The 26,113-nt window shown below is 49.3% G+C and carries 26 protein-coding genes and 1 tRNA gene; 14 read left to right on the forward strand and 13 right to left on the reverse strand.

The genetic code is table 11. The annotated features are described in order from the left end of the window. The 8 genes from Q7S09_02430 to Q7S09_02465 form a co-directional block, all read left to right on the forward strand. The coding region (locus tag Q7S09_02430) for a GatB/YqeY domain-containing protein (GenBank protein MDO8558024.1) at nucleotides 1-549 on the forward strand (549 nt) is incomplete at its 5' end. A gap of 49 nt (nucleotides 550-598) precedes the next feature. Further along, complete coding sequence (ybeY, locus tag Q7S09_02435; protein ID MDO8558025.1) at nucleotides 599-1,120, forward strand: rRNA maturation RNase YbeY; 522 nt, start codon at nucleotides 599-601, stop codon at nucleotides 1,118-1,120. A 57-nt stretch (nucleotides 1,121-1,177) separates the two neighbouring features. Beyond that, nucleotides 1,178-2,428, forward strand: a complete 1,251-nt coding sequence (ftsA, locus tag Q7S09_02440) for a cell division protein FtsA (protein ID MDO8558026.1) — start codon at nucleotides 1,178-1,180, stop codon at nucleotides 2,426-2,428. 313 nt (nucleotides 2,429-2,741) lie between these two features. After that, nucleotides 2,742-3,968, forward strand: coding sequence for a cell division protein FtsZ (ftsZ, locus tag Q7S09_02445; protein MDO8558027.1), 1,227 nt, complete (start codon nucleotides 2,742-2,744; stop codon nucleotides 3,966-3,968). Nucleotides 3,969-4,546: 578 nt separating this feature from the next. Then, nucleotides 4,547-7,393 (forward strand): ribonucleoside-diphosphate reductase subunit alpha, encoded by a 2,847-nt coding sequence (locus Q7S09_02450; GenBank protein MDO8558028.1) that lies wholly within the window; start codon nucleotides 4,547-4,549, stop codon nucleotides 7,391-7,393. Nucleotides 7,394-7,546: 153 nt separating this feature from the next. Further along, the gene (locus tag Q7S09_02455; protein MDO8558029.1) at nucleotides 7,547-8,569 is read left to right on the forward strand and encodes a ribonucleotide-diphosphate reductase subunit beta; all 1,023 of its coding nucleotides are present in this window, start codon (nucleotides 7,547-7,549) and stop codon (nucleotides 8,567-8,569) included. Nucleotides 8,570-8,592: 23 nt separating this feature from the next. Continuing rightward, the gene (locus Q7S09_02460) at nucleotides 8,593-9,027 is read left to right on the forward strand and encodes a hypothetical protein (GenBank protein MDO8558030.1); all 435 of its coding nucleotides are present in this window, start codon (nucleotides 8,593-8,595) and stop codon (nucleotides 9,025-9,027) included. Nucleotides 9,028-9,216: 189 nt separating this feature from the next. After that, complete coding sequence (locus tag Q7S09_02465; GenBank protein ID MDO8558031.1) at nucleotides 9,217-11,754, forward strand: DUF4012 domain-containing protein; 2,538 nt, start codon at nucleotides 9,217-9,219, stop codon at nucleotides 11,752-11,754. A 29-nt stretch (nucleotides 11,755-11,783) separates the two neighbouring features. Here Q7S09_02465 and Q7S09_02470 read toward each other — a convergent pair whose 3' ends face one another. Beyond that, nucleotides 11,784-12,941, reverse strand: a complete 1,158-nt coding sequence (locus tag Q7S09_02470) for a glycosyltransferase family 1 protein (protein MDO8558032.1) — start codon at nucleotides 12,939-12,941, stop codon at nucleotides 11,784-11,786. 135 nt (nucleotides 12,942-13,076) lie between these two features. Here Q7S09_02470 and Q7S09_02475 point away from each other — a divergent pair, with 135 nt between their 5' ends. After that, on the forward strand, nucleotides 13,077-13,232 hold the full coding sequence (locus Q7S09_02475; GenBank protein ID MDO8558033.1) for a hypothetical protein: 156 nt from the start codon (nucleotides 13,077-13,079) through the stop codon (nucleotides 13,230-13,232). A 53-nt stretch (nucleotides 13,233-13,285) separates the two neighbouring features. Here Q7S09_02475 and Q7S09_02480 read toward each other — a convergent pair whose 3' ends face one another. From Q7S09_02480 to Q7S09_02510, 7 genes are all read right to left on the reverse strand, one after another. Further along, nucleotides 13,286-15,895, reverse strand: coding sequence for an ATP-dependent Clp protease ATP-binding subunit (locus Q7S09_02480; GenBank protein MDO8558034.1), 2,610 nt, complete (start codon nucleotides 15,893-15,895; stop codon nucleotides 13,286-13,288). A gap of 5 nt (nucleotides 15,896-15,900) precedes the next feature. Beyond that, on the reverse strand, nucleotides 15,901-16,242 hold the full coding sequence (locus tag Q7S09_02485; protein MDO8558035.1) for a hypothetical protein: 342 nt from the start codon (nucleotides 16,240-16,242) through the stop codon (nucleotides 15,901-15,903). A gap of 76 nt (nucleotides 16,243-16,318) precedes the next feature. Next, complete coding sequence (rplK, locus tag Q7S09_02490) at nucleotides 16,319-16,741, reverse strand: 50S ribosomal protein L11 (GenBank protein MDO8558036.1); 423 nt, start codon at nucleotides 16,739-16,741, stop codon at nucleotides 16,319-16,321. 100 nt (nucleotides 16,742-16,841) lie between these two features. Next, complete coding sequence (gene nusG / locus Q7S09_02495; GenBank protein MDO8558037.1) at nucleotides 16,842-17,384, reverse strand: transcription termination/antitermination protein NusG; 543 nt, start codon at nucleotides 17,382-17,384, stop codon at nucleotides 16,842-16,844. 56 nt (nucleotides 17,385-17,440) lie between these two features. Further along, complete coding sequence (gene secE, locus Q7S09_02500; GenBank protein ID MDO8558038.1) at nucleotides 17,441-17,626, reverse strand: preprotein translocase subunit SecE; 186 nt, start codon at nucleotides 17,624-17,626, stop codon at nucleotides 17,441-17,443. Between the two features lie 96 nt (nucleotides 17,627-17,722). After that, nucleotides 17,723-18,292, reverse strand: coding sequence for a signal peptidase I (gene lepB / locus Q7S09_02505; GenBank protein MDO8558039.1), 570 nt, complete (start codon nucleotides 18,290-18,292; stop codon nucleotides 17,723-17,725). Between the two features lie 97 nt (nucleotides 18,293-18,389). Continuing rightward, the gene (locus Q7S09_02510) at nucleotides 18,390-18,767 is read right to left on the reverse strand and encodes a hypothetical protein (GenBank protein ID MDO8558040.1); all 378 of its coding nucleotides are present in this window, start codon (nucleotides 18,765-18,767) and stop codon (nucleotides 18,390-18,392) included. Between the two features lie 208 nt (nucleotides 18,768-18,975). Between Q7S09_02510 and Q7S09_02515 the strand changes: the two genes are divergently transcribed. Next, nucleotides 18,976-19,284, forward strand: a complete 309-nt coding sequence (locus tag Q7S09_02515; GenBank protein ID MDO8558041.1) for an MGMT family protein — start codon at nucleotides 18,976-18,978, stop codon at nucleotides 19,282-19,284. Beyond that, nucleotides 19,256-19,708 carry a VanZ family protein gene (locus Q7S09_02520; protein ID MDO8558042.1) on the forward strand — a complete coding sequence of 151 codons (453 nt, stop codon included), beginning with the start codon at nucleotides 19,256-19,258 and terminating at the stop codon, nucleotides 19,706-19,708. Before Q7S09_02515 ends, Q7S09_02520 begins: the two co-directional genes overlap by 29 nt. A 651-nt stretch (nucleotides 19,709-20,359) precedes the next feature. Here Q7S09_02520 and rplT read toward each other — a convergent pair. From rplT to Q7S09_02540, 4 genes are read right to left on the reverse strand one after another with little or no spacing between them, the layout of a single operon-like run. Further along, nucleotides 20,360-20,710 (reverse strand): 50S ribosomal protein L20, encoded by a 351-nt coding sequence (gene rplT, locus Q7S09_02525; protein MDO8558043.1) that lies wholly within the window; start codon nucleotides 20,708-20,710, stop codon nucleotides 20,360-20,362. 14 nt (nucleotides 20,711-20,724) lie between these two features. After that, on the reverse strand, nucleotides 20,725-20,919 hold the full coding sequence (locus Q7S09_02530; GenBank protein MDO8558044.1) for a 50S ribosomal protein L35: 195 nt from the start codon (nucleotides 20,917-20,919) through the stop codon (nucleotides 20,725-20,727). A 55-nt stretch (nucleotides 20,920-20,974) separates the two neighbouring features. Continuing rightward, nucleotides 20,975-21,526 (reverse strand): translation initiation factor IF-3, encoded by a 552-nt coding sequence (infC, locus tag Q7S09_02535; protein MDO8558045.1) that lies wholly within the window; start codon nucleotides 21,524-21,526, stop codon nucleotides 20,975-20,977. Nucleotides 21,527-21,586: 60 nt separating this feature from the next. Further along, nucleotides 21,587-22,999: a UDP-N-acetylmuramoyl-L-alanyl-D-glutamate--2,6-diaminopimelate ligase gene (locus tag Q7S09_02540; GenBank protein MDO8558046.1), complete on the reverse strand. Its 1,413-nt coding sequence runs from the start codon at nucleotides 22,997-22,999 to the stop codon at nucleotides 21,587-21,589. 49 nt (nucleotides 23,000-23,048) lie between these two features. On the opposite strand from Q7S09_02540, the gene Q7S09_02545 reads away from it, so the two are divergent. From Q7S09_02545 to Q7S09_02555, 3 genes are all read left to right on the forward strand, one after another. Next, nucleotides 23,049-23,121: transfer RNA gene (locus Q7S09_02545), tRNA-Arg, on the forward strand. A 132-nt stretch (nucleotides 23,122-23,253) separates the two neighbouring features. Then, complete coding sequence (locus Q7S09_02550; protein MDO8558047.1) at nucleotides 23,254-23,466, forward strand: hypothetical protein; 213 nt, start codon at nucleotides 23,254-23,256, stop codon at nucleotides 23,464-23,466. Between the two features lie 218 nt (nucleotides 23,467-23,684). Next, nucleotides 23,685-25,109, forward strand: coding sequence for a tryptophanase (locus Q7S09_02555; GenBank protein MDO8558048.1), 1,425 nt, complete (start codon nucleotides 23,685-23,687; stop codon nucleotides 25,107-25,109). A 42-nt stretch (nucleotides 25,110-25,151) separates the two neighbouring features. Here Q7S09_02555 and Q7S09_02560 read toward each other — a convergent pair. Beyond that, on the reverse strand, nucleotides 25,152-26,113 hold a 962-nt coding region (locus tag Q7S09_02560), incomplete at its 5' end, for an amidophosphoribosyltransferase (protein MDO8558049.1).

A 26,113-nucleotide genomic window follows, 5' to 3' on the forward strand; every position in this document is an offset into this window, starting at 1 on the left:
GTTTTTATTGTTTGTTTCGGTAAGTATTCCAAAAAAGCCCCTCCAGAAATACCCACACGCAACAAACAACAAGAACTAACGCGCGCGGGACAAATGGCCTTAAAAGAAAAAATTAAAACTGATTTGAAGGAGGCGATGAAACGCGGCGATACGGCCGTTGTTTCTGTTTTGCGCATGGCGCTCTCTGCCATGCAAAATAAAGAAATTGAAAAGCGGGTAGAAAACCTTGCGGATGCAGAGGCGGAGCGCGTGCTCGCAACGGAAGGGCGTAAACGCAAAGATTCTATTGTAAGTTTTGAGCAGGGGAACAGACCGGAGCTTGCCCAAAAAGAAAGAGAAGAGCTTGCCGTCATCAAAGCCTACCTTCCCGAAGAGGCGAGCGCTCAAGAGATCCAAAAAGCGGTGAAGGAAGCTATTATAAAAACGGGAGCACAGAATCTTAAGGATATGGGAAAGGTAATGGGTGTGGCAATGAGCGTTCTGGAGGGAAGAGCAGACGGAACGGAAGTTCAGAGGATCACAAAAGAAGAACTGGGTCTATCCGCCTGAACTTTGCTGCATAGGATTCCCCGGGATTTAAGTAAAATGCGCAATCATCATGTCAATATTCGTTGAAAAAACGAACAAAACCAAGTTTAAAGTGCCCGTAAGGCGTTTTTTTGTTTTGATGTCCGCGCGGGCCCTCAAGAGCATAGTATTTAAAAACCATAAACCGCCGCGCATACTCGAAGTTTCCTTGATTTTCGTATCTTCCCGCGAGATGCGGCATCTTAATAAAAAGCACCGCCGCGAGGATGAGTTGACGGACGTGCTTTCATTCCCGCATTTTCAGTCCGCGCCAGTCCGTACCCCATCCGTCCGCGCAAAATCCCGTTTAATGGGGAAAATTGTCCCTATGGCAGACCCTGATGGCGTGGTACGATTAGGAGAGATTATTATCGCTCCCGAGGCGGTAAGTAAAGAGGCGACGCTGTTCGGGCACACCGTCTTTGAACATTATATGTTCTTGTTCGTTCATGGGTTTCTGCATTTGCTGGGATACGACCACGAGAAATCAAAAAAAGATGAACATATTATGCAGAAAGTTCAATCCGCGGCATTGAAGATCCTAAAGAATTGAAAAATTTTGAACGACCGATCGCGGTCCGTAATCTGTAATTGGGTAATTCTTAAAAAAGTGGCAAAAGATTCCATAATCATCGGCTTTGATATCGGTTCCACTGCCATACGGGCGGTAGTGGCGGTATTTTCAGCATCCAGCTCCCGTGCCCAGATCATCGGACTGGGGGAAGCCCCATCGGGCGGCATAAGAAAGGGCACCATTATCGATATCGAGGAGACCATAAAAAGCATACGTCTTGCCAAAGATCAGGCAGAGCGGGCAAGTTCCGTAAAAATCGAGAGCGCATACATATCCGTCGGCGGGGGGCTGATCTCAAGTCGTGTATCAAAAGGGGTTGTTGCGGTTTCTCGTGCGGATGGGGAAATTTCCGAACACGATGTAACGCGGGTTATTCAAGCCGCATCTGCCATATCTCTGCCTCAAAACCGAGAGATTATTCACGTCATCCCCCGCTGGTTTTCTGTTGATGCGGAAAGCGGCATCTTTGATCCGATCGGCATGCAGGGGATAAGGCTTGAGATCGACGCCCTTCTTGTAGATGCCAACACCCAGCTTTTGCGGAATATTGAGAAATGCATGACCGAAGTTGGCGTGGAAATAAATGGCGTGGTGCTTGACACTCTTGCCGCAAGCCGATCCACCCTCGTTAAACGCCAAAAAGATATCGGCGTGGTCCTCTTGGATATCGGTGGAGCCAAAACCGGTCTGATGGTTTTTGAGGACGGCAATATCGTGCACACTTCCATGCTTCCCGTCGGCTCCACGCATATCACCAATGACATTGCCATCGGTCTTAAGATGGGAGTTGATGTCGCAGAACGCATTAAAAGGGAATACGGGTCTTCTCTTCCTCATGAAATCGGAAAAAAGGACATGGTGGAATTTGCAAAAGTCGCTCGAGACGAAGTTGGGGTTTTCTCCAGAAGAGAAGTTGCGGAGATTATCGAAGCGCGCGTGCGGGAACTTCTGGGACTTGCGAACAAAGAGCTTAAGGCCATACATCATGAAGCCTTGTTGCCCGGTGGCGTGGTGATGGTCGGGGGCGGAGCAAAAATTCCGGGCATTGTTGATGTCGCCAAAGAAGAATTAAAAATTCCCGCGCAAATAGGATTCCCCGTAGAAACCGATGGCGTGGTGGAAGCCATTGACGATCCGTCATATGCTTGCGGCATTGGGCTCGTATTATGGGGGCGCGACCTCGAGGAGCGCAAGAAAATGGGCTCAATCTCATTCTTTTCTCCCAGAAAGACAGGCGCGAATACGGCAAGCAGGCTCAAGAGATTTTTTAAAGCATTCGTGCCATAAACCCCGCGTCTTTAGAGGCATCCGCATATTCAGGTATTAAAACGGCTTATTTAAGCCATTTTTTATTTATACTTTTCCTTGAAAAAACTTGAGCGTAACAGCTATTGCGGCAAGAATAACCTTGTGTATAATGAAGGTGTTGTGTTTTTTGTTTAAGAGCGTTACGCTGAAGGCGTATTAATACAGCGCTTCATCGGATCGCTGGGAACATCAAATCTCAAAAAATCAAAATGAAAAAGCGGGGGTTTTTTGCTTACAAAAAGCCCCCGAGGGATTTAAAGACCTTTCTTTTGCATTTTGAGTTTGTATCGGCATGCCCCAAGTAAACCCCGCATTCGAAACATTTGCGAAGATCAAGGTGGTAGGCGTCGGTGGATCCGGCGGCAAGGCGATTTCTCGCATGATACAGCACAAGATACACGGCGTGGAATTTGTGGCCATCAACACCGATGCGCAGGATTTGCATTTTTCCAACGCTCCCACCAAAGTACATATCGGCAAGAATCTTACAAAGGGATTGGGCGCGGGCATGAATCCGGAGGTGGGAAGGCAGGCGGCGGAAGAAAATCGTGACGAAATCCAGCAAGTGCTGAAAGGTTCGGACATGGTGTTTATTACCTGCGGGCTCGGCGGCGGAACCGGAAGCGGCGCAGGCCCTATAGTTGCCGAGGCAGCACGGACGGTTGGCGCGCTTACCATTGGTGTCGTGACCAAGCCGTTTTTATTCGAGGGTGCGCAGCGAGCGCGTATCGCGGAAGACTCCTGGGGACAGCTTCGCGATCAGGTGGACGCGCTCATTACTATCCCAAACGACCGATTGCTGGGCATCATTGACCGAAAAACTCCCATTTTGGAAGCATTCGCTATCGTAGACGATGTCCTGCGGCACGGCGTTCAGGGTATCTCGGATCTGATCACGTACCCCGGCCTTATCAACGTTGATTTTGCCGACATTAAAGCCATTATGAAAGATGCGGGATCTGCCCTGATGGGCATCGGAAAGGCCACAGGAGAGGACCGCGCAATTCAGGCGGCGAGACAAGCCATAAGCTCCCCCCTGCTGGAAATTGCCATTGATGGCGCACACGGGGTACTTTTTAACGTGAGTGGTGGAGAAGACCTGACCATGGCGGAGATCAATGAGGCGGCGCGCATTATCACCGAGTCTATTGACCAAGACGCGAAGGTCATCTTCGGATCGGTTGTTAACGACAAGCTGCGCAAGGGTGAAATAAAAATAACCGTCATTGCAACGGGATTCGGCGGAGACGGCGCTATAAAAAGGAATATTGAGCGTTCCCGGGCCACCATTGAGGATCTCGGAGACATGTCGACGGTGCGCGTGCTTCCGAAACAAAACGGGAACGGATACGGCGCAAATACGCCAACAAGCCAAAACGGCAACGGCAAACATGCGTCTGTGATACAACCGTCCGCCGGACAGCAAAAAAAATCGTTTTTTGATGAAATTATCAAGGTGGGAAGCGTTGACGAAGATGAATTTGAGATACCTGCGTTTATCAGAAAAAAAATGAAGTAAGGCTGGACGCCAGAATAACGCTTTTATCTTGTCTTGCAAAGCCTAGGAGGGCTTTTTAATTTTGCGACACAATTTCTCTTAAAATGCAGGGAGTCGCATGTTTTTACCGAAGACGTGTAGTGCCGTTGTGGATAACTGATTTTTTGAAGGCAGAAAGCGCAGATTCTCCGCGCCACTACAGGGCTTTTTGATAAGTTTGACCGCGCATTTTTACAAGTTTAAAATTAGAGTGAAGTTCCATTCATAAAAGTCAGCGGCACCCCAAAGCATGCGGCGCGGAAGGAAATCTCATGCCGCCCCGTCTCGGCGGGACCAGTGCCTGGGTAACAGTTTCATATCCTGCAAAGGTGGTGGAGATTACAAAAGGCTGCTTGTCAGCATCAACGGTAATTTCTTCCACCTTTGTTGTGTCTTATATCGCCAGAAAACGCAAAGTGCAAATATCAAAAATCAAAATTAAGGAGTGAAAGTTTTTCTCTCGGCTCGACTATTCCTGGCTCACCGTCGAAGGACAAGAAAAACTTTCACGATATTCCAAAGTTTTGCATTTTGAGATTTACATTTTGAATTAAAGCCGTATGCTTCCAGCAAAAATCAAAAAACGAAACGGAGACATAGTAGACTTTCTTCCCGAAAAAATCCAAACCGCTATTGGGAAAGCAATGACGGCGGTTCGCGGCAATCCGCTTACCGATGATACTCGCGCACTCGCGGAGCACGTGGTGCAAGAAATTGAAACGTGGTGCGGAGGAGAAGAGCGAACCCCGGAGGTGGAGCAGGTACAAGACATCGTTGAGCGCCTGCTCATGGAGCATCGGTTTTTTGATGTTGCCAAGTCCTACATTCTTTATCGCGAACAGCATCAGAAATTACGGGAAGAAAAAAAGATTGAGGAATTAGAAAAACTGGAAAGGCGACAGCTATGGGTCATACACAAAGATGGCGCACGAGAACCCTTTGATCCTAAGCGCCTTGCGGAAGTGTTCACGCAAGCATCAAAAGATTTCGAAAAAGAAGCGGATGTCGACGCGCTGGTAGAGCAGTGCAAGACCGCCATATACGACGGGATCACCGCAGAAGATGTCGGAAAGGCAACCGTGCTTACAGCCCGGTCGTTTATCGAGCGGGATCCCGCATATGACCATATTGCTGGTCGGCTCTTTCTTTCCCTGCTTATTCGAAAGGCATCCGGAAAAACATTCGTTCCCAAAACGAGGAATTTTGTGCTGGGATTTGCTCAGGATCTTGAGACGGTTTACAAAGAAACATTCATCAAAAATCTCAAAAAGGGAGTTGAGCTCGAGCGGCTCTCCCCGGAATTACTCAACTTCGACCTGGAGAAGCTGGCTGACGCCATTGATGTCAGCCGCGATGCGCTTTTTACCTATCGCGGACTTCACACGCTTCACGACCGGTACTTCATGCGCGATGAAGACGACCAAACTCGACTGGAACTTCCCCAAACATTTTTCATGCGCGTTGCCATGGGCCTTGCGTTGAACGAAGAGAAAAAAACGGAACGAACCATCGAGTTCTATGAAACCATCTCCTCCATGCGGTACATGCCTTCTACGCCGACGCTTTTCCATGCGGGGACCCGCCACCCGCAACTCTCGAGCTGCTATCTCACGACCGTTGAAGACGATCTTGCGCATATTTTCAAATGCATAGGCGACAACGCCCAATTATCCAAGTGGTCCGGAGGATTGGGAAATGATTGGTCTGGGCTTCGTGGCATGGGGGCGCTGATCAAGAAAACGAACGTAGAGAGCCAAGGCGTCATTCCTTTTCTGAAGATCGCAAACGACACCACGGTTGCCATAAACCGAAGCGGAAAACGCAGGGGAGCTACCTGCGCGTATCTTGAGACGTGGCATTATGATATTGAAGATTTCCTGGAACTTCGTAAAAATACCGGCGACGATCGTAGAAGGACGCACGACATGAATATCGCGAACTGGATACCGGATCTCTTCATGAAACGCGTCATGCAGGACGAAGAATGGACGCTTTTTTCTCCAGACGAGACGCCGGAACTTCATCATATTTTTGGAAGAGCTTTCGAAGAGAAGTACCGTGAATATGAGGAGAAGGCTCTGGCGGGCAACATAAAGCTTTTTAAAAGGGTTCCGGCAAAAGACCTATGGCGTAAAATGCTTACTATGCTTTTTGAAACGGGGCATCCGTGGGTAACGTTTAAGGATCCCTGCAATATCCGTTCCCCGCAAGACCATGTAGGAGTAGTGCATAGCTCAAATCTTTGCACCGAGATCACCCTAAACACCTCGAAAGAAGAAACGGCTGTATGTAATCTGGGCTCAATTAATCTTGCGCGGCATATTATCGGAGGAAGACTCGATGAGACGCTACTTGAGCGCACGGCGAGCGTGGCGATGCGGATGCTCGATAATACCATCGACATCAACTTCTATCCGACTCCCGAGGCACGATTGTCGAATCTGAGACATCGTCCCGTGGGACTTGGCGTCATGGGTTTTCAAGATGCGCTTTACATGCTTGGTATTCGTTTTGATTCCGATGCCTGTGTTGCGTTTGCAGATGAAAGCATGGAAAGCGTCGCGTACTACGCCATTGCCGCATCCGCAAATCTTGCGCGTGAGCGGGGAACGTACGAAAGCTACAAGGGTTCCAAATGGGATCGTGGCATTTTCCCTATTGATACGCTTAACCTTCTCGAGGAAGAACGAGGCATGCGCATTGATGTGTCCCGCGAAAGTCATCGGGACTGGACGGTCCTGCGCAACGAGGTTAAAACCTTTGGTATGCGCAATTCGAATTGTCTGGCCATAGCTCCCACTGCAACCATCTCGAACATTACCGGTTGTTTCCCCTGCATAGAACCCATTTACAAAAATCTTTATGTGAAGTCGAACATGAGCGGAGAATTTACGGTGGTAAATCCGTATCTGGTGAGTGACTTGAAGAAGCTCGGGCTTTGGAATACGACGATGCTTGAAATGCTGAAATACTACGACGGCAATATCCAGCAGATCGCGGCAATTCCCCAGGAACTGCGGGATCGCTATAAAGAAGTATTTGAGATAGAAAGCGAATGGCTGATAAAAGCAGCGGCCCATCGCGGAAAATGGATAGATCAATCACAGTCGCTGAATATTTTCATCCGCGGCACCTCCGGTAAGAAGATTTCCGATACGTATTTTTATGCATGGAAAATGGGACTTAAAACTACGTACTATTTGCGCACCGAGGCAGCAAGCGGCATAGAGAAAAGCACGCTCGATATTAACAAATGGAAGGAATTTCGCGAAACGATTTTGACGGACGAGGGAGTAAGGGTGGAATCGCACGCGCCGAGCGCGACTATCCGGGAAGCAGAGCAGCTGCCGATCCAGACGTTGAAGATTTGTGGCATTGATGACCCCACCTGCGAAGCGTGCCAATAGAAAGTTTGATTTTAGCGCATTTCGTCGTTGAATGCTCCGGCACTCCCTCGCCGTAGTACGCCTACGGCTCGGTTCGTTCTTTGCATTCGCCTAGAACCGCATCTAAAGCAAAAACTTTCTAAAATACTAACTCAATTTCTTAGTTTTCGAGACATGCCTTCCTTCTATAAGAAAAAAAGGATATTGAACTGTTCCGATACCGACCCCAACAAAATACTGCCTATGCAGTATAAATGGGCGCGCGAGCACTATAAAAAGGGCGTGGCGAACAACTGGACCCCAGAAGAGGTGGTGATGCAGCAAGATATAGAAATGTGGAAGAAAAAAGGCGCCCTGTCACCGGACGAACGCCGGCTTATTATGTGGAATCTGGGTTTTTTCTCAACAGCCGAATCGCTCACCGCAAATAACATTGTACTTGCCATTTATCGGCACATCACAAATCCCGAATGCCGCCAGTATCTTCTGCGCCAAGCCTATGAGGAAGCGGTGCACACCGATACCTTCATCTACTGTTGCGACTCCTTGGGACTGGACCCGGACGAAGTGTATAACATGTACCAGACCATCCCCTCAATAAAAGCAAAGGACGATTTTGTCGTCGATATCACCAAAACCATTTTCGACGAAGCGTTCCAAACAAAGACCCCGCAGGACATACAGCGATTCGTAAATGACCTTGTGGGCTATTACGTTATTATGGAGGGTATTTTCTTCTACGCAGGATTTGTCATGATGCTTTCGTTTCTGCGGCAAAACCGCATGGTGGGTGTCGGCGAGCTATTCCAATATATCCTGCGCGACGAGTCGGTACACCTGGCGTTCGGCGTCGATCTTATTAACGCTATCGTGGAAGAAAATCCCCAGATTTGGACGAAAGAATTCAAGGAATCCATTGTGGCGAATATAAAAAGATCTGTGGATCTTGAAAATGCATACGCGCGCGATGCGCTGCCAAGAGGCATCCTGGGTCTTAACGCCGATAATATCAAGGAGTATATGCAATATATTGCCGATCGGCGGCTTGAAAAAATTAATCTTCCTAAGGTGTATCGATCGGAGAACCCCTTTCCGTGGATGAGCGAGATCATCGACCTTAAAAAAGAAAAGAACTTTTTTGAAACGCGCGTTACCGAATATCAGACCGGGGGAGCGCTGGAATGGGATGCGACATAATGTCTTACAAAAAATAGGCGGATATGTTTTGGAGAAAAAGTGAAAAAACGAATATCATTCGGCTTTCGATGGTTGGGGCACTGGGCCTTTTTGCAGCAGTTCTTATCCGGCACGAGATGCAAAAGCCACTTCCGGATTTGGGCCAGCTATTTCTTGTAGCACTTCCGTCGCAGCTTGCGAAAGTTTCGCTTGACTTTGGAGACGGAAAAAAACGTGAATTTCGAGGAGCTCTCACGCCGAATATGAGCGCATTGGAAGCCCTTTCCATATCAACGGATATAGCGAATCTTCCCCTTTCCCACACGCCCACAAAAGAAGGAGTTCAGATTGCCATGATTGACGGGAAGAAGACCGAAAAAAAGAAACGGTGGGTATTTTATATAAACGGAAAAATTGGAGGAGACCCGGCAACATATCAAATGAAAGCGGGGGACGGGATCGAGTGGAGGTATCAATAAGGCGATATGGACAAAAATATTCCCCGTCTCTACCCCCAAGCGTCCTTAAAAGGACGTATTTTGCATTTTGGGATGCGGAGCACAAATTAGCCGTCCGAGAATGTCTCTTTTTACGGGGCGGGAGCACCCACGATTTCTTGCGGGATTTGCGTTGCTTAAATTTGACTTTTAGGCATACAATATGGAGTGATGGCAAAGAATAATATTTTCATGCAGATGTTCGATATCAAGCCGACCGACGTGTTTGGAAATGTTAATGGTGCCCGCATCAAGAATCTTCAGCGCATCATTACACTTGAGCGAAAAAAAACCGCCGCAGACCTAAGGCGGCTCCACGATGCACTGCAGATAAACCCCGTGTCAAGGCATCGGGCAGAAAAAGAGGGTGTGTTTGAGGCGCGAATACCAGCCGTCGTTCCAAAATTAAAACCACAGCCTTCATTGCATCGCCAAGCTTTGCAAGACAGCCCGTCTGCACAGCACTCGCGGCTTGATGCCGAAAACCGCAAGTCTCGCATGATGAGCCTTGAGGGCCATAACTTCCTGCCTTCCCGCGAAGAACTTATGCGGGAAATTGAGATTATTGAGGAGCGCGACAGAAAATTAGCCCTATTTAGCCGTCTTACCCATGAGCTTGAGCATGATCTAGAAAAAAAACCCCCACCGTTGTCTCAAAAACAGCAGTACGCCCATAGAGAAAAAAAATCTTCATCGGTCCCCATTTTTGAAAAACTCGCAGAGCTTTCGCGTCAGGCCCTTTTTTTCTTCCGTCCGCCGAGCCTCTGGCCGCAATCCGTCCGTGTTCTTGCAAGCATATTTCTTGCCTCATTTTTTTTCGGATCCCTAACATATCTTGTCGCCGGGTATTACTCCAAAACCGCAGGGTCTGCGCGAAGCGAGGGTCTTGCGGCGTATGGCCGTCTGATGCGGGGAGTTGATGCCGCCCTGAGAAGAGACTTCGTCCAGGCAGGAGGAGATTTTTCCGTTGCGCACAAGAGCCTGAAAAGTATTGGCGGATTGTCGCGCATGGCCGCATCGGGCCTTGTTGCCATTTCCGACGCATTGTCGCTTTCCAGCCAAACTTCATCCGGTGTTCATGTGCTGGACGCAGCAGAGAGATTTGCCAAGGCCGGAGAGGATATAGCGGCTTATGCGGCGCTTTTTTCAAAAAATGGCGTTGGGTCTTTGACGCCCAAAGAATTTATCACGGGATATATGGGCGCGTCGGATCTCCGGCATGCAAAGAAACTTCTTGCGGATGTGATATTAAATCTTGAAGAAGCTGCCGACAGCCTTGCCAAGACGGATGTTGAGAAACTTCCCGAAGAATTCCAAAAAAGCGTAGGGATGCTGCGGGATAAAATCCCGGGAGCCCTCCTGTTGGCGCGCCAGTTTGCTTCCTTCCAGGATTCACTTTTTGATGTATTTGGATACATGGGGCCTCGAAAATATCTGGTGGTATTTCAAAATAGCGCCGAACAGCGTCCGACGGGCGGATTCATCGGTAGCTACGCGCTCCTCGATGTTCTCGACGGAAAAATAACACGCATATTTATTGACGATGTTTTCAATATTGACGGACAGCTTGTCGAGAAAATCGTTCCGCCATTTCCCATCCAGAAAATTTCTACGGCATGGTCTTTGCATGACGCGAATTGGTTCTTTGATTATCCCACTTCCGCAAAAAAAATAGCCTGGTTTTACGAGAGAACCGGCGGCGCCTCTCTTGACGGCGTCTTTGCCGTGACGCCGGCATTTTTACAGAATGTGCTTGAGCTCACGGGACCGCTTATGCTCCCGGGCTACGATCTTGCATTAACGCAGGACAATTTTCAAGACGAGCTTTCTTATCTTGTCGAGGAAGGATCTTTAAAAAAAGAGGGGGAGTCGCCAAAGGTGGTGCTGAGGGACCTGGGAACCCTAATCCTTGACCAACTGCAGGCACAATGGAAATCGGGCGAAACGCTCATATTCTTCAATATGCTCTCTCGGGCTCTTGAAAAAAGGGATCTTACGCTGTGGGTGAAGGAGCCGTCCATTGAAGAATTTTTGGCCAGGCGCCAATGGGGCGGTTCGGTTCGGGTAAGCGATGGCGATTATCTCGCGGTGGTGCATGCGAATATCAACGGGTACAAAACCGACCGGGTTATCACCCAAGAGATTTTTCATGACGCGCATATTCTTCAAGATGGTTCGGTCGTTGATACGCTTACGATAACCCGTACGCATCATGGCTCCCCCACCCCGCGCTATCTTGAGCTTTATCAAAAAGTAAACGCCGATTATCTGCGCATTTTTGTGCCAAAGGGTAGCACGTTGCTCGGCGCCGAAGGCCATACACTTCAAGAGCACATCTCGCCGATAAATTACGCAGAGGCAAATTTCGCGCAAGACCCGGAAGTACGCGAACTTGAATTATCGTTACGCATTGACGAGGAATCGGGAACCCACATCTATGATGAGGCCGGCAAGACGGTTTTTGCGAATTGGGTGTACGTGAGTCCCGGCGAGACTGTCACGGTGCGCTATACCTACAAGCTTCCGTGGAGCATTAAACGCGGTGAAGGCGGGAAATACGTGATGCTTGCGCAAAAACAGGCCGGCGAGGGGCCCACGGTGTTCAGCGGCTCTGTTCACATAGACGGGGCGGCTTTTATAGCAGAGGGGGATATTCCTCAAAGCGTTCCGTTCGAGAAAGATATTGAGTATATCGCGGACATCAGGTAGGCGTTCGCTTTGTCCGCGCGAATCCGTTTCTATTCCCCCAATAAGGCCCTCAGGGTATTTTTTGCGCACACGTCCCAAGAAAACATTTTTGTGCGCTCAATCCCGCGCCCTACCATCATCTCCTTGGCGCGCGCGCCACTAAGAAGAGTTGAAATTGCTTCGGCCATCTCCGAAGGCCGGTAGGGGTCTATAAGTATCGCCGCATTCCCGCAAACCTCCGGAAGCGAAGAGCGATTTGATGTGACAACGGGAACTCCGCAAGCCATTGCCTCAAGTGGAGGAAATCCGAATCCTTCAAAAAAGCTTGGATATACAAAAGCCTCCGCGAGGTTATATAAAGCCGGCTTATCTTCGTCGGCGACGAAACCGGTAAATACGATATCGTCCGAATAGGATGATATTTTTGCCGTCTTGAATATATCACGACACAGCCATCCTTTTGTTCCGGCGATGACCAGCTTGTAGCTTTTAGCTGATAGCTGATAGCTTTTTAAGATCCCGAATGCTTTTATAAGGCCGGTGATGTTCTTGCGGGGTTCGAGCGTTCCGAAATACAGGATAAAGTGCTCGGGAAGACGATACTTCTTCTTTACCTCATAGAGCCTTGGATTTGTTTTCTCAAGCGGCAGAAATTCATTTCCTACGCCGGGGTATATGACGCCGATACGCTCTTTGGGAATACCGTAAAGATTTCCAAGGTCATGTTTTGTTGAGTGGGAGACGGCAATGAGATGGTCTGCGCTTGCAAGTTGTCTTCGGGGAATCATAAGATACCTGTGCCACCAAAGCTTTTCCCTCGAGAAAAATTCCGGATAGCGCTCAAAGGCAAGATCGTGGACTGTGATGACGTGGCGTACGTTACGCGAAAGCGCGACATTCACCATATGCGGGCTCCAGAAAACATCGCACCCGCCAATCAGCTTGTCTGCCTTTGGCCAATCGACAAGCGCATGCGCGGCTAGTAGTGGGCGGTTTGGAATGGACCGTTCATTAAGCTCTACGTTGCCGGCATTGAGCCACGGGTAGGCGAGTTTTTGTTTGCGCCACGCATTGTAAAAAAGCCGGAAGGTGATTTCCGGATTTTTTTCTATCATGCGTGGCAGGAGATTGAGCAGATATTCCTCCACGCCGGTGCGCTTCCCGAGCACCAACACGCGTATATCAATGCCCATGACCGGCTTTGACATATTTGAGGCTGTGTACTAGCATTAATTCCAGTTATTTTTATCGCAGACAACTTTCGAAACAAGGAGGAAAAAATGAGTAAATTGTCGGATAAGATTGTATTAGCCGCTACGGCAATGAGGCATGCTGAGAGAAGGATGCTTCTGACTACTGCAAAGGCGGTTGTTTCACTAGGCAAGCGTGTTCCAGTCGAGCGGGCGGTGGATACGGAGAGAAATGCTCTTGAAAGGGCCATCACCGATTACAACATTGCCAAAGGGAATTTCGATAAATTGGTCGCACGCCTGCCATAGTACCAACCACACTTTTCCGCCTCGGTAATATCCGAGGTGTTTTTTTATTCTCGCTATACCGTCTTTATCAGCGCAAAGCTGTTGTTCTGAAAATCGATGAGGGCAGAATCACCCCGCACAAGATTGTTCTTGAGTATTTCTTCCGCGACAAGGTCGCGGATTTTTTTTCGTATAACATGGCGCAGGGGACGTGCGCCGAACTGCGGGTCATAGCCAAGCTGGGAGAGCGTTGCTACCGCCTGCGACGTAATGGAAAGTCGAATGCCTCGGTCTTTCTCAAGTTGTATAAAAAGAGATTTAAGCTGCAGCTGGGCAACCTGCATAAGGTCTTGCGGTGAGAGCGATTTGAAAACAATGATGTCGTCGAAACGATTAAGGAGCTCCGGCTTAAAGTATGCGGTAAGTTTTTCTTTCAGCTCTCCGGCGATTGCCGATACGGGCTTGCCCGCCCTAAGGCTCTCGAGCACGAACAGGGAGTGGGCATTGGAGGTCGCAATAATAATGGCGTTGGTGAAATCTATGGTGGTTCCCGCTGCGTCCGTAACCCGTCCGTCGTCCAGCACTTGCAGAAAAATATCCAGAATGTTCGCATGCGCTTTCTCAAATTCATCAAGCAAGAGAAGGCTATAGGGGTTATGCTTCATGCGCTCGGTAAGCTGTCCGGGTTCTCCGCCATCCGGGGAGCCAATGAGCCTGTATACCGATTCGCGCGTCTGAAATTCAGACATGTCAAAACGCACCATAGATTTTTCGCTCTTGAAATATACTTCGGCCAAGGCTTTGGCGCACTCGGTTTTTCCAACGCCCGTAGGTCCGATGAAAAGAAAGCTTCCCACCGGCGCATTCTGCCTCCGCACGCCCGCGCGACTTTGCCGGAGGATGTCTGCTACGGCATTGACGGCTTCCTCCTGGTCAATGATGTGTTTATGGATTTCCTCATTAAGTCCCAGGAGCGTTTTCGATTCTTCCCGGGTAACATTGCTTACGGGAATGCCGGTTCGTTCGGATACCAATGCCGCGATATCGTTTTCGATCAGCATGGATTTTTTGTTACGCTTTACCAGCTCCACGCCTTCGCCCAGAAGGTCCAGGGCTTTTGCGGGGAAGAGTTTGTCGTGAATGTAGCGGGCGGAGAGTTCCACGGTCTTTTTGAGTGCAGGATAGCTTATGGCTATTCCCTCCACGTCCTCCAGAATCCTTGCTCGGCCCGAGAGCACGCGGAGCGCGTCTTTCTCGTCTATTTCTTTCACCTCCGCGGTGTCAAAGTTATTCTTGAATTCCGCGTGCGGTTCAATGACCGCATGGTAGTTTTTCGCATCGGTAAGGCCGATAACCTGAAAAGCCCCCCCGGAAAACATCGGACCCAGAACCGTGGAAATGCTTATGCCTTCTCCGCTCCCGGTCGTAAGAAGGGTGTGGATCTCGGGAATGGCAAGGATGATGTTGCCCGCTCTTGCAATATCGTTCATCACTTCCACCACGCGCCTGTGCAGATCCCCTATATTTTTTGTTCCGGCGACCAAAAGCCCCACATCAAGAACCACCAAGCGCTTGTCGAATAGTTTTTGCGGAACTTCTTCTCGGTTAATCAGCCAGGCGATATGTTCCACGATCGTTGTTTTGCCGGATCCGGTTTCACCGACCAATAACACGTTATTTTTTGTCGCACGATTTAATATCCGTAGCACGATGCCGACTTCTTCCCGATGTCCTACCAGGAATCCTGCATAGCCGGCGCGCGCCAGGTCCGTAAGATCCTGTGCATATTGGTCGAGGTGATAGGTCGGACGCGCGGTCCAGGCGCGATTCATCACGCGATGCTTGATGCTTCTGCTGCCTCGGCGCAGAAAATGTCGGCTCGATGCGTCAAGCGCATATACAATGCCGCGCAAGTCGTCTTGGTGGACGCTCCATCGCTGCAGGAATGTTTTGAGAGCGGGGATTTCCTCATCGAGCGTAGAGAGCACAATATCCTCGGGCATAACATACTCATGTCCCAGATTTAGCGATTCGAGAAGGCTTTCGCGAAGCAGGCGCTGAAAAAACTCATTTCGGGGAGAGAAAGACTTTTCCTTTTCAAAGGTATCGTCCATGAGCCCCTGTAGCGTTTCAAGGTCCTTGGCAAAGGAAGTGACGTCAATTTCAAGATAACCAAGAGCCTTTTGTATGCGCTTGTGTGCCATAGCTTCGCGCAACATGATGGGGATGAGCGCATCCAGGTCTTTCCCACGCATTGCGCAGCATACCCGTCCGAGAAAAGCGATCGAGAGAGGATGTAAAAAAATCGCCGCATTTTTCGGTAGGGGTTTTTTGGATCTTCGAAACGCAATAAGCGAGCGCATACCATGTTTTCGCTCGAAGATCTCGTGTACGAAGAAAAGCGCAAACAGCATCCCAAGGGATATTTCCGGTCCAAAGAGATCCTTGAGTGCATTAGCAGGAAAAGAAAAGGAAAATACGTACCGTGGATCGAAAATCTGCCGCGGAAAGCCCGAAAAGAGGAGCGATACGGCCACAACGGCAAAGAAGCAGAAAGCGGCAACAAAGCCTCCCCGGACAACTTTTCTCTCGATTGCCGAGAAGTAAAAATTTGGATCATCGAATTTCACCGATGACGAAGGCGGCGGAGGCGCATCAAGAATGATTTTTTGTTCTTTTGCCATTTAGTTTAGACGAGACGGCTCAATAAGAAAATAGGTATTGCCAGGTATAAGCCGTACGCCGTTGCAAAAAACGTGAGAAGAAATGCGTAAAGTATGACCGAAAGAAACATTCGCCCGAGACGTATGGGAATGCCCACAATCGTGCCGAAGCGCGTATCGTCTCCGTAGAGGGGTTTGTACCAGTTTGCCGCCGTAATGCGCAGAGAGATCATGCGTTCAAGTTCGGCAAAAAAATCAAGAACGCTATGCCAATAGATGCGCGATCCATTAGTGTACCAATGGAGAAAAAACCTCCCGATTTTACGGAACAGCACGGTAAGAATGTAGACAATGGCGCGTAGGCTCATATGAAGCAGTGTAACACAATAAAAAAACCCCTGCCTAGGAAGGCGGGAGCGGGAACCATACACTCTTCCACATATCCTACTCTATCGTAATGCCCATATTGCGGGCGGTGCCCTCAATGATCTTCGACGCGGCTTCAACGTCATCGGTGTTAAGGTCGGGCATTTTTTTCGTTGCGATATCGCGCAATTGCGCGCGGGTAATCTTACCGACTTTGGATTTATGCGGCTCCTTAGAACCCTTTTCAATGCCCGCGGCCTTTTTCAAAAGATCAGAGGCCGGGGGTGTTTTGAACACCATGCTGTAGGTTCGGTCTTCGTAAATAGTGACTTCAACGGGCACAATCTCGCCCGAACGCGATGCGGTCGCGTCATTGAATTTTTTGACGAACTCTCCCAAATTCAAACCGTGCTGGCCTAAAGCCGGCCCCACGGGAGGCGCGGGTGTTGCGCTTCCTGCGGGAAGCTGGATTTTTACTAACGCTTTTATAGGTTTTGCCATGGCTACCAATCACGAATTTACAGATGCCACACGAATCTACAGATTCACGAATATTCGTGAATTCGCGTTATTCGCGTGATATTTGCATCATTCGCGATTCTCAAATTTTCTTAATTTGCAAGAAGTCGAGTTCTACCGGCGTTTCTCTCCCGAACATGGATACCAATACCTTAACCTTTCCGCGCTCTTCGTCAACCTCGCTTACTTTTCCATCAAAATCCTTGAAGGGTCCGTCCGTAATTTTCACCGGGTCGCCCTCAGCAACATCAATGTTGTATTTCGGCTCCTCTACCCCCATGCGCTTCTGCAGGTCCGCGATTTCTTCGGTTGAGACCGGGGTTGGCGTGGTTCCGGCGCCGACGAACCCCGTCACGCGCGGTGTATTGCGCACCACATACCACGAATCATCGGTTACCGTCATTTCAACCAGCACGTATCCCGGATAAATTTTTTCTTCCACCATGCGCCGCTTGCCGCCCTTGATGCGGATTTTCTTTTCTTTGGGAACCATCACGCTAAAAATCTTATCCTCCATTCCCAGCGATTCAATACGCTGTTGGAGATTGCGTGCGACGGTATCCTCATAACCGGAGTAGGTGTGGAGCACGTACCAGTTCCTCTCTTGGGTAACTTGTTTTGGCATGATCTAGCTGATTAGCCCGCTAGCTTCCTGGAAAGATTTCCAGAAAGTTAGAAAGCCTACTTGAATGCAAACGAATTCAATATATAGGAGAACAAATAATCAAGCGCGCCAAGGAATAGCATAATTGCCACAGAAACGCCGATGACTACCAGCGTATACTGTGTAGTTTGTTCGCGGGTCGGCCAGGAAACTTTTTTAAGCTCCGTGCGGACCTCTTTTAGAAATTTCGTAAGCACGTTCATAGATCCCCCTTAATCCATCTAAAAAGCCCCCGAAGGGCTACCTTTTTCAGTATACGCGATCTAGAAAATGAGTCAAGGGCAATGATAATGACATGGCTAAGGAGCATAGCTTGGTCGCGGAACGACTCCGGCCTTTTTCAGGGGCCATCCGCGAAACCAAGCCCTTCCAACAATATTTTTTTCCGGTAAAACTCCCCACCGGCGCGAATCACTCGAGGCGGAACGGTTGTCGCCGAGCACGTAATATTCTCCTTCTCCCAAGGAAATACTTGTTTTGCCGTGTGTAAACATGCTTTTCGGAATGTAGGGCTCTCCAAGCTCTACTCCGTTCACTAAAACCCTGCCCTCATCAATAGCTATTCCGTCCCCGGGCAAACCGACTATGCGTTTAATGAAGTATTCCGATGGATCAAGCGGATAACGGAATACCACCACGTCCCCGCGTTCGGGCCTGCCAAAACAATGCTTCGTCCCGGGGACACAGCTGTAGCCGATTTCATTTACGATAAGGTACTCTCCATCATCGAAATTCGGCTCCATAGAAGCGCCTTTTACGTAGAAGGGCTGGACGATGAACGATCGTATGAGAAATACGGCAACAAGGGAAACGATGACGGTTTTGCCGGTTTCGGAGACGAATTGGAGGATTTTCTTTAACGCGTTCATGAAAATATGAGACAATTCTACCACATAAATTTATACGGAGCAATCCCCCATAAAAGAAAAACCCGCACCATGCGGGCATTTTGTCGAATGCAGAGATCTAAGAACGCAAGCGGTCCAGGGCAAGCTGTAGATTGCGGGTATATTCAATGCATCCTCGCCATGGCCAGGAATTCTCTCTTTCCGCCACTTGCTCTTTCGCTAGTTTTAGCAATTTTGGTGCGAGGAGTTGGTCGCTGAATACGATTTTGCCCAAAACCCCATCGGTTTCCACGATGAGTCCTGAGCCTGCACCGAGCGCTTCGATGGTCAGCCGGAGCCCCCGGAATTCTGCCTCGAAGATTGGATGCGTAGTTCCGGGTAGGCGTTGCCACAGAATCTCGTTTGCGGTCGTTAGCTCGCTAATCCTTGCCAGAAGTTCTTCTTCGAGCCGGTACTGTTCCCCCATGAGCTGGTTTTGTTTGTCGGGGTCAGACATTTCCACCTCCTCTTTGACCTAGGAAAAGAACGTCTCTAAATATACAACAAGGAGCTGGAAACGTCAACTCCCCAGATGTTCCGAAAAGCATGATATGCTTTGTATATGCTATTGAATCGAGAAAAATGAAGAGCGACAAGTTTTTTGTTTTTCCGGCACTGCAAAAAAAACAAGCTTTCGTGTTACCCCTCGTTTGCCAAAAAGTTACATGACTCTATTTCAAAAACACATATATGAAATAACGAAGAAAATTCCCCACGGAAGGGTTTCGACATATGCCGTCGTTGCCCGCGCCATCGGAAGGCCAAAAGCCGTAAGAGCCGTAGGGAGCGCACTCAATAAAAATCCATTTGCGCCCCATGTTCCCTGCCACCGCGTGGTACGTTCCGATCTGACCGTTGGCGGGTTTGCCAGTGGTAGCCATGCGAAAATAAAACTTCTGCTCAAGGAGGGAGTAATTGTGCGGGGTGGAAAAATACCCTCAAAGTATGTGCTTTCCTACCATTCTCTTCTCTAATTCGCGCGAATTAGAGAAGGGTTATTCCAGGCTCGGATACATGAAAGAAATCTTCAGAAAATTCCTTTTGTACTGGATGCCAGCGACTCTTTGGGCTTGGGTGATATTCTATCTTTCATCCATTCCCTCCCTTGAATCGGGGCTTCCCGGTACGTGGGACGCGGTCTTGCGTAAGGGCGCGCACGTTTTTGTATATGCGGTGCTCACATGGCTTATTTTTCGGGCGCTTGGTTCGGGACATGCCGTACAGTACAAAAAAGCAATCGTCTGGGCGATGTTCTTTGCATTGTTCTACGCCTGCTCCGACGAATTTCATCAGCACTTTGTTCCGGGTCGTCACGGAAGGGCGCGCGATGTGGCAGTGGACGCCATCGGCATTGCTGTTGTCGGAATTTTCATTGCAAGGAAACCAAGAGTGCGATAGACTAGTATTCGCATGTAGTTCATTTTCAAGGAGGCCTCATGCCGAAAGATAGTCAGGTTCTCACTTTCCGATGTGGCAAGCACCCAAAATATACCGGCGAGTATCGTCCCCGGTTCTTCTGCCAATTTTGCCTGCTGTTGTATGCCTTCGTACACCAGCACCGCAAAGACGCCGAACGGCATCTTGGTAGCTTGAACCACTTCCGTTACTTTCTTAACGGAGTCAATCTTTCTTGGGTCTGTGCGAGGATTCGGCTTAGCACGCGCAGGCGCCTGGCGACTACGGTACGATGCCATTCGCATCCCCGGTACGTGGGCGAGAAACCGACCGATGGGTTGTGCCAAGGCTGTAAGCTCATCTTTGCCATAAGACAGCGCAATAACCCGAAGGCGCGCAAGATATTTAATGGCGTCCCGGAACTAGACGACTCACGAAGCCTCGAAGAGGCGTGCTGGTCTCTAGGCGCCAAAAGACCGTAACAACTCAAAAACTCCCCATCGGGAGTTTTTTATATTTTGGAGTGAGAGAAAGTTGATATGGTTTTTCGCGGGTTTTGAGTGCTCCGCGGGCATGGTTCGAGCGAAGCGAGAGAGCGGAGCGCGAAACCCCGAGCGAGTCGGCTGGGACAAGCGAGGAAAGCGAAAAGCTATATTAGCTTTCTCGAACAAATTCTACGACTTTTTCAAAAACCTTCGGATGCGACATCGCAAGCTCACTTAATACCTTCCGGTCCAGTTCAATGCTTTTTTTCTTGAGTGCATCGATGAAGCGGCTGTAGGAAAATCCCAAGGGGCGCAAAGCCGCGTTCATACGGAGTTGCCACAGACCGCGCATCACGCGCTTTTTTGCTTTGCGGTCGCGGTAGCGGAATTTATGCGCATGAAGTACCGCTTCGTGCGCCAGCCGTATATGGCTTTTCCGCCCCCAGCGGAAACCCTTGGTTTGCTTGAGTATTTTTTTGTGCCGGCGAAGCTTCGTTACGCCTTTTTTGACTCGGGCCATACCAATGAAAATTTTTAGTTGAATGGAAGATACTGCTTCACTGTTTTTGCATTAACCTGTGCAAATGCGAACCGCTTTTTCTTGAAGCGCATGGTGTTTGACGTTTTTCTTGCATTGAAATGGTTCACCGCGCCACGCTTGCGCAAGAGCTTGCCGGATTTGGTAAGTTTGAAGCGTTTAGCCACCATTTTATTTGTTTTGCCCATCATACGATTGATGCTATCTAGTTTTAGGAAAAAATCAGTCCTTTCGAAAGCGTTAAAATTATGAAGCCTTTCCAATAATCATGGTAAATCCCCAAGGCTGTCTTTTCGGTTCCTGCTCTATCTTAATCGAAATCGGTAATATGTCAAGAAATTCCTTGAGTTTGGCTTTGGCGAGCTCCGGATGGGCCTTCTCACGGCCCCGAAGCATGAAATCCACCTTTACCTTATCGCCCTTTTCTAAAAATTGTTTAGCCTTGCCGGCTTTTACCTCCAAGTCGTGCCGAGAGATGTGAACGCCAATGCGCATGCCGCGGACTTCCACTTCGTGCGCATGAGCTTTTCTTTTGTGTTCTTCTTTAGCCGTCTGATAAAGGTATTTTCCGAAATCCATTATTTTGCAAACGGGGGGTTGGGCATTGGGAACGATTTCGATCAGGTCGAGACCCTTTTCTTTCGCAAGTCGAATGCCTTCGGCGGTCGGCATCACCCCGATCTGTTTTCCGTCGCTTGAGATGACCCGAACCTCCGGAGCCCTGATGTTCTCATTCGTGGGAATGAATTTTCTTCTTGGCGGCTCCGGCCTTCTGCCGCGATGGAATCTGTGTCGCATAACAGCGCAATACTAACATTATTCAAAAATTAAGCGTTTACCAAAAGCAGAATACCATGCTCAAGAGATCCGCGCAACTCGCCCGATTTCTTCCCGAACCACCTTGCGGTCATCCCACGACATCATCCTTCCTCCTTTAAGAGCCATGAGCTGTTCTGCGCCCTTTCCGGTGATAATCAGGGTATCTCCTGGACGCGCAAGCGCTATCGCGTGGCGTATAGCCTCTCTCCGGTCCAGAATTTTAATTAATTCCGGCGTGCTTGCCGAATAGCTTTCTTCAATCAACTTCTCTCCAAAGTATTTTTTGTAAAGCTCGTTGGCGTGTTGAGCGCCCGATGCCACATCCTCCATAATACTCATCGGATCTTCATCGTAAGGGTCTTCATTTGTAATAATGACCGCATCTCCCCACGTGCCGGCAATCGCGCCAAGCAGAGGTCGTTTCCATGCGTCTCTTCCGCCGCCAGCGGCTCCCAGAACGCAAATGAGCCGCCCTGGATTTTTTCCTCCTTCCTTCGGGAACCGAAGCGTTCGGTATACTGCGTCCAGAGAATCGGGGGTGTGTGCGTAATCCACAACTGTGACAAAAGACTGACCGGCATCAATATACTCCATGCGTCCCGGCAAGCTTCGTATGTTGCCGAGCGCTTCCATTATTGAGGGGAGTGTTAAGCGCTCGGAAATTCCAACGGAAATTGCGGCTAAAGCGTTTTGCACATTGAACATTCCGGAGAGCCGTAGAGTGCACGGCGTTTCCCGTACCGTGAACGACGTTTTGCGTTCTTCCGGTCTAACATTCTCTGCAATAATATGTTCGCATATAGAGATTTCTTCATTATCATTATGAGCTCCAACATGAAAACAATACTTTCGGTCCGCAGCGAACGCCAAGAAATCGTCCGCACGCGCATCGTCGCCATTTGCAACGATCGTCTTTTGTATGCGGATCCATTTTCCCCCTACATGCTTCTTGCGCCGGGTGCTCTTGAGACAAGCAAATAGCTTTTGCTTCTCGGCCAGGTACTTTTCAAAACTCCCATGAGACTCGATGTGCTCGGGCGCGATGTTAGTGAAAACTGCCGTATCAAAATCGATGTACGCATGCCGATATTGGGCAATGCCCTCCGAGGTAACTTCGCAAACCGCATAGGTGCATCTTGCCTTCACCATGCGTCGCAATTTGCGCTGTATGAAAAATCTTCCCGGCATCGTCATTTTCTTCTTGTTCATCTCTTCGTGCTCGCCGATTTTGAAATGAAGGCTGGAAAGCGCGCCGACTTTGTGGCCGGCATGCTCCAGTATTTTAGTTATGAAATAGACAGCGCTTGTTTTTCCTTTCGTGCCCGTAACGCCAATAACAATAAGATTGTGCGACGGGAAGCCGTAGACAAGCGCTCCAAGAAATGCAAGCGCAAGATGATACCAGTCAAGCGCCCACCCCGGTATAATTTTTTTTATGGACCTCTTTATCATCGTTTGCCATTATACCGTATTTTCACTATAGTGAAAGCGTAGATATGTTGCGCCCGTAGCTCAACGGATAGAGTACTTGGCTTCGAACCAAGGGGTTGCAGGTTCGATTCCTGCCGGGCGCACATACAATGCTAGCGTGAGCAAGGCGCGCGGGATCGTGCTTGATGGGCAACTACGATATTTTGTGATAATTGTTCGGGGAGAACGAAGTAAAAAAGATCTCACCGCGCGTTCAATAAAAAATATATAATCACATGAAACTACGGAACTTGCTTTTATACATCACAAACAATGAGCAGGTGTCTCGCCACGAAGAATTTTTTGATGCGGCGTTCTTTGTCATTAATACCGCTGCAGTGTTTTTCGGCATCGTTATGTTCATTGTTCGGGATGAGCCGCAGTGGATACCCGTGCTCATTATTGAGTACACTTGGGCATTAGATAATATGCGGCACAACAGGCCGTAGGAACCCATCATGGGGCCGGGAATAAAAAACTCACCGTGCATCACGGCGATTTTTTTATTTTACGGAGCTCTGTAGCCAGATCTCTTCTAGCTTTTGAGAGCGGTAAGAGACGAAGCAATTGCGTAACCAGCCGATGATTCTAAAATATCGTTTGACGACACTCACCCAAGCTTGTACCATTCAATGTTAGTCTGAACATTTACAAAATGAGGTGCCGCATGCTCTCAAAGAAAGCAAGAAAAGCGTTTCATGCGTTTTGGAAGATTGCCAATGCGGAGCAGGCGATTTGGCCGCAAAAACGAAAACTTCTTTCACGAAAAGACCGCGAGTCAACTCTTGAGAGTGCAGGATATAATCTCTTTCGCATCCCGTCGCATGCCGTATACATTGACCTTTTGACCGACAGTGGAACATCGCGAATGTCGGAAGCGCAATGGATGGGGATGCTAGAAGGCGATGAATCCTATGCGGGATCGGAAAGTTGGAAGCGGCTGAAGCAGAAAATCCAGGATGTATTTGGATTTCCCTACGTTCTGCCGGTGCACCAGGGGCGGGCGGGCGAGCGCGTTTTCTTCGAGACCGTAATTTCTCCAAGACAGAAGTATGTTATAGGAAATACGCCGTTTGATACCACGCGCCACTGGATCGAGCGAAGTGGCGGAGAGGTTATAGACTGTCTGCCCGGTCCAAAGAATTTTTACGACTGGAGGCGCGATCCGTTTTTCGGCGACATGGATCTTGAAAAATTCAGCAAGGCGCTTCGCGCACATGCAAAAAAAATTGCCTGTGTGCTTATCACCATTACCTGCAACAGTGCCGGCGGGCATCCGGTGGGCTTAGAGAATATCCGCCGTGCGCGGAAGCTTACCGAAAAGTACGGCGTTCCGCTGTTTCTGGACGCGGCGCGGTATGCGGAAAACGCATACTTCAATCAGCTTTGCATCGGTCGGTATCTTGACTTGAAAAGCATTATTCAGGACGCCATGGCTGCTGCCGACGGGATTTTGGTGAGCGCCAAGAAAGACTGTATGGCAAATATCGGTGGGTTCATCGCGCTCAACAATGAGGCGCTTTACAAAAAACTAAAGCCTCATGTTACGGCACAGGAGGGATACGCGGACGGTTATGGCGGTATGGCCGGATATACCATGGAGAGTATCGCGCGGGGCATCGAAGAAAGTTTGGACGAAACATATCTCAAGGAACGTATTGAGCTTCACCGGCGACTGCAAACGAAACTGAACGAATTAGGAATTCCTGCGCTTCCGGCTGGGGGGCACGGCGTATTCGTTAACGCGGGAGAATTCCTTCCGCATATTCCCTGGCACGAGTTTCCCGGGTATGCCTTGGCGCTGGAACTTTTCTTGGAAGGCGGTATTCGCTCGGTTGAGGTGGGCTCCTTGATGCTAGGGCGCGATCCAAAAACCGGCAAAAACCGACAAGCGCTCCGGGAACTTACGCGCCTGGCTTTTCCGCGCCGCGTATATGGCTGGAAGGATTGTGAGCGAATCATCACAGCATTTCGCGCCATTACCAAAAGAAAAAGCCGCACGCGGGGCGTTATGTTCGCAGAAGGGGGCGAGAGTGAGGGTATGCGCCATTTCGATTCCGTATTCAGGAGAATTTCTGTTTCCGAAGAATAAAAAAATGACCCCGCCGCAGCAGGGTCTTTTTTGTAGATTTAATTAAGTGATATTGACGAGCGATGGGTATATGCCATCGAAACACGCAAAGCAATAATTGTTTGAGTCTCTTGTGAGCTCTTTGTAATCCTCCGCAAGAGGATAATACAGTTCATCGGCTTCGATTTCGGCCCGAATTTCTTCCGTGTTGCGTCCAACGGCGATGAGCTCCTCATCGATCAGCACGCCGTAATAGCATTGACCGGTAGTCGGCGGGTAGCAGGAAACGAATACAATACGCCGGGCGCCTGCTCCGCGAACCATGCGGACAATTTTTCTGCTGGTGGTTCCCCGGACTATGGAATCATCGACAAGGATGACGGTGTTTCCCGCAATGAGCGAGCGTATCGGATTAAGCTTCCGTCTGACGCTGTCCTCTCTCTGCGATTGCCTCGGCTCAATATAACTTCTTCCGCCGTGGTGAGCGCGTACGAGCGCCGGCGTGAGAGTTGTGGTGCGCTCCTTTGCAAATCCATATGCGTAGAGATTCCCCGAATCGGGAACCGGCACGATGATTTCATTTGGGTAGTGGGAAACCATGCGCGCCATGTAGCGGCCGACGCGCTCCTGAAATGTAGCCACCGTCTCTCCGAATACAATGGAATCCGGACGGGAAAGGTAGGTTTTTTCAAAAACGCATTGGTGAAGTCTTGCGGAGGGCGCGAAACGCCGAGCGGCCATTGTTCCATTCGCGAATACGAACATTTCTCCCGGAGCGACCTCACGTATCAATTTTGCGCGCAACACATCGTGAGTGACGGTTTCCGAGGCAGCGACCCAGCCATCGTCAAGCGCGCCGATGGATAAAGGACGGTTTCCCCACGGGTCTCGTGCCGCGACCAGCCACCCCTCACCCATAATAAGAATGGAGAATGTTCCGCGTGTATGGGCCAGAACTTTGGCAATGGCGTCAAAGACATTTTCAGCGTCGGTATTGGCAATGGCGGTAAGAAACAGCTCGGAGT

The sequence above is a fragment of the bacterium genome (assembly GCA_030649025.1).
Taxonomy (GTDB): Bacteria; Patescibacteriota; Minisyncoccia; order JAUYLV01; family JAUYLV01; genus JAUSGO01.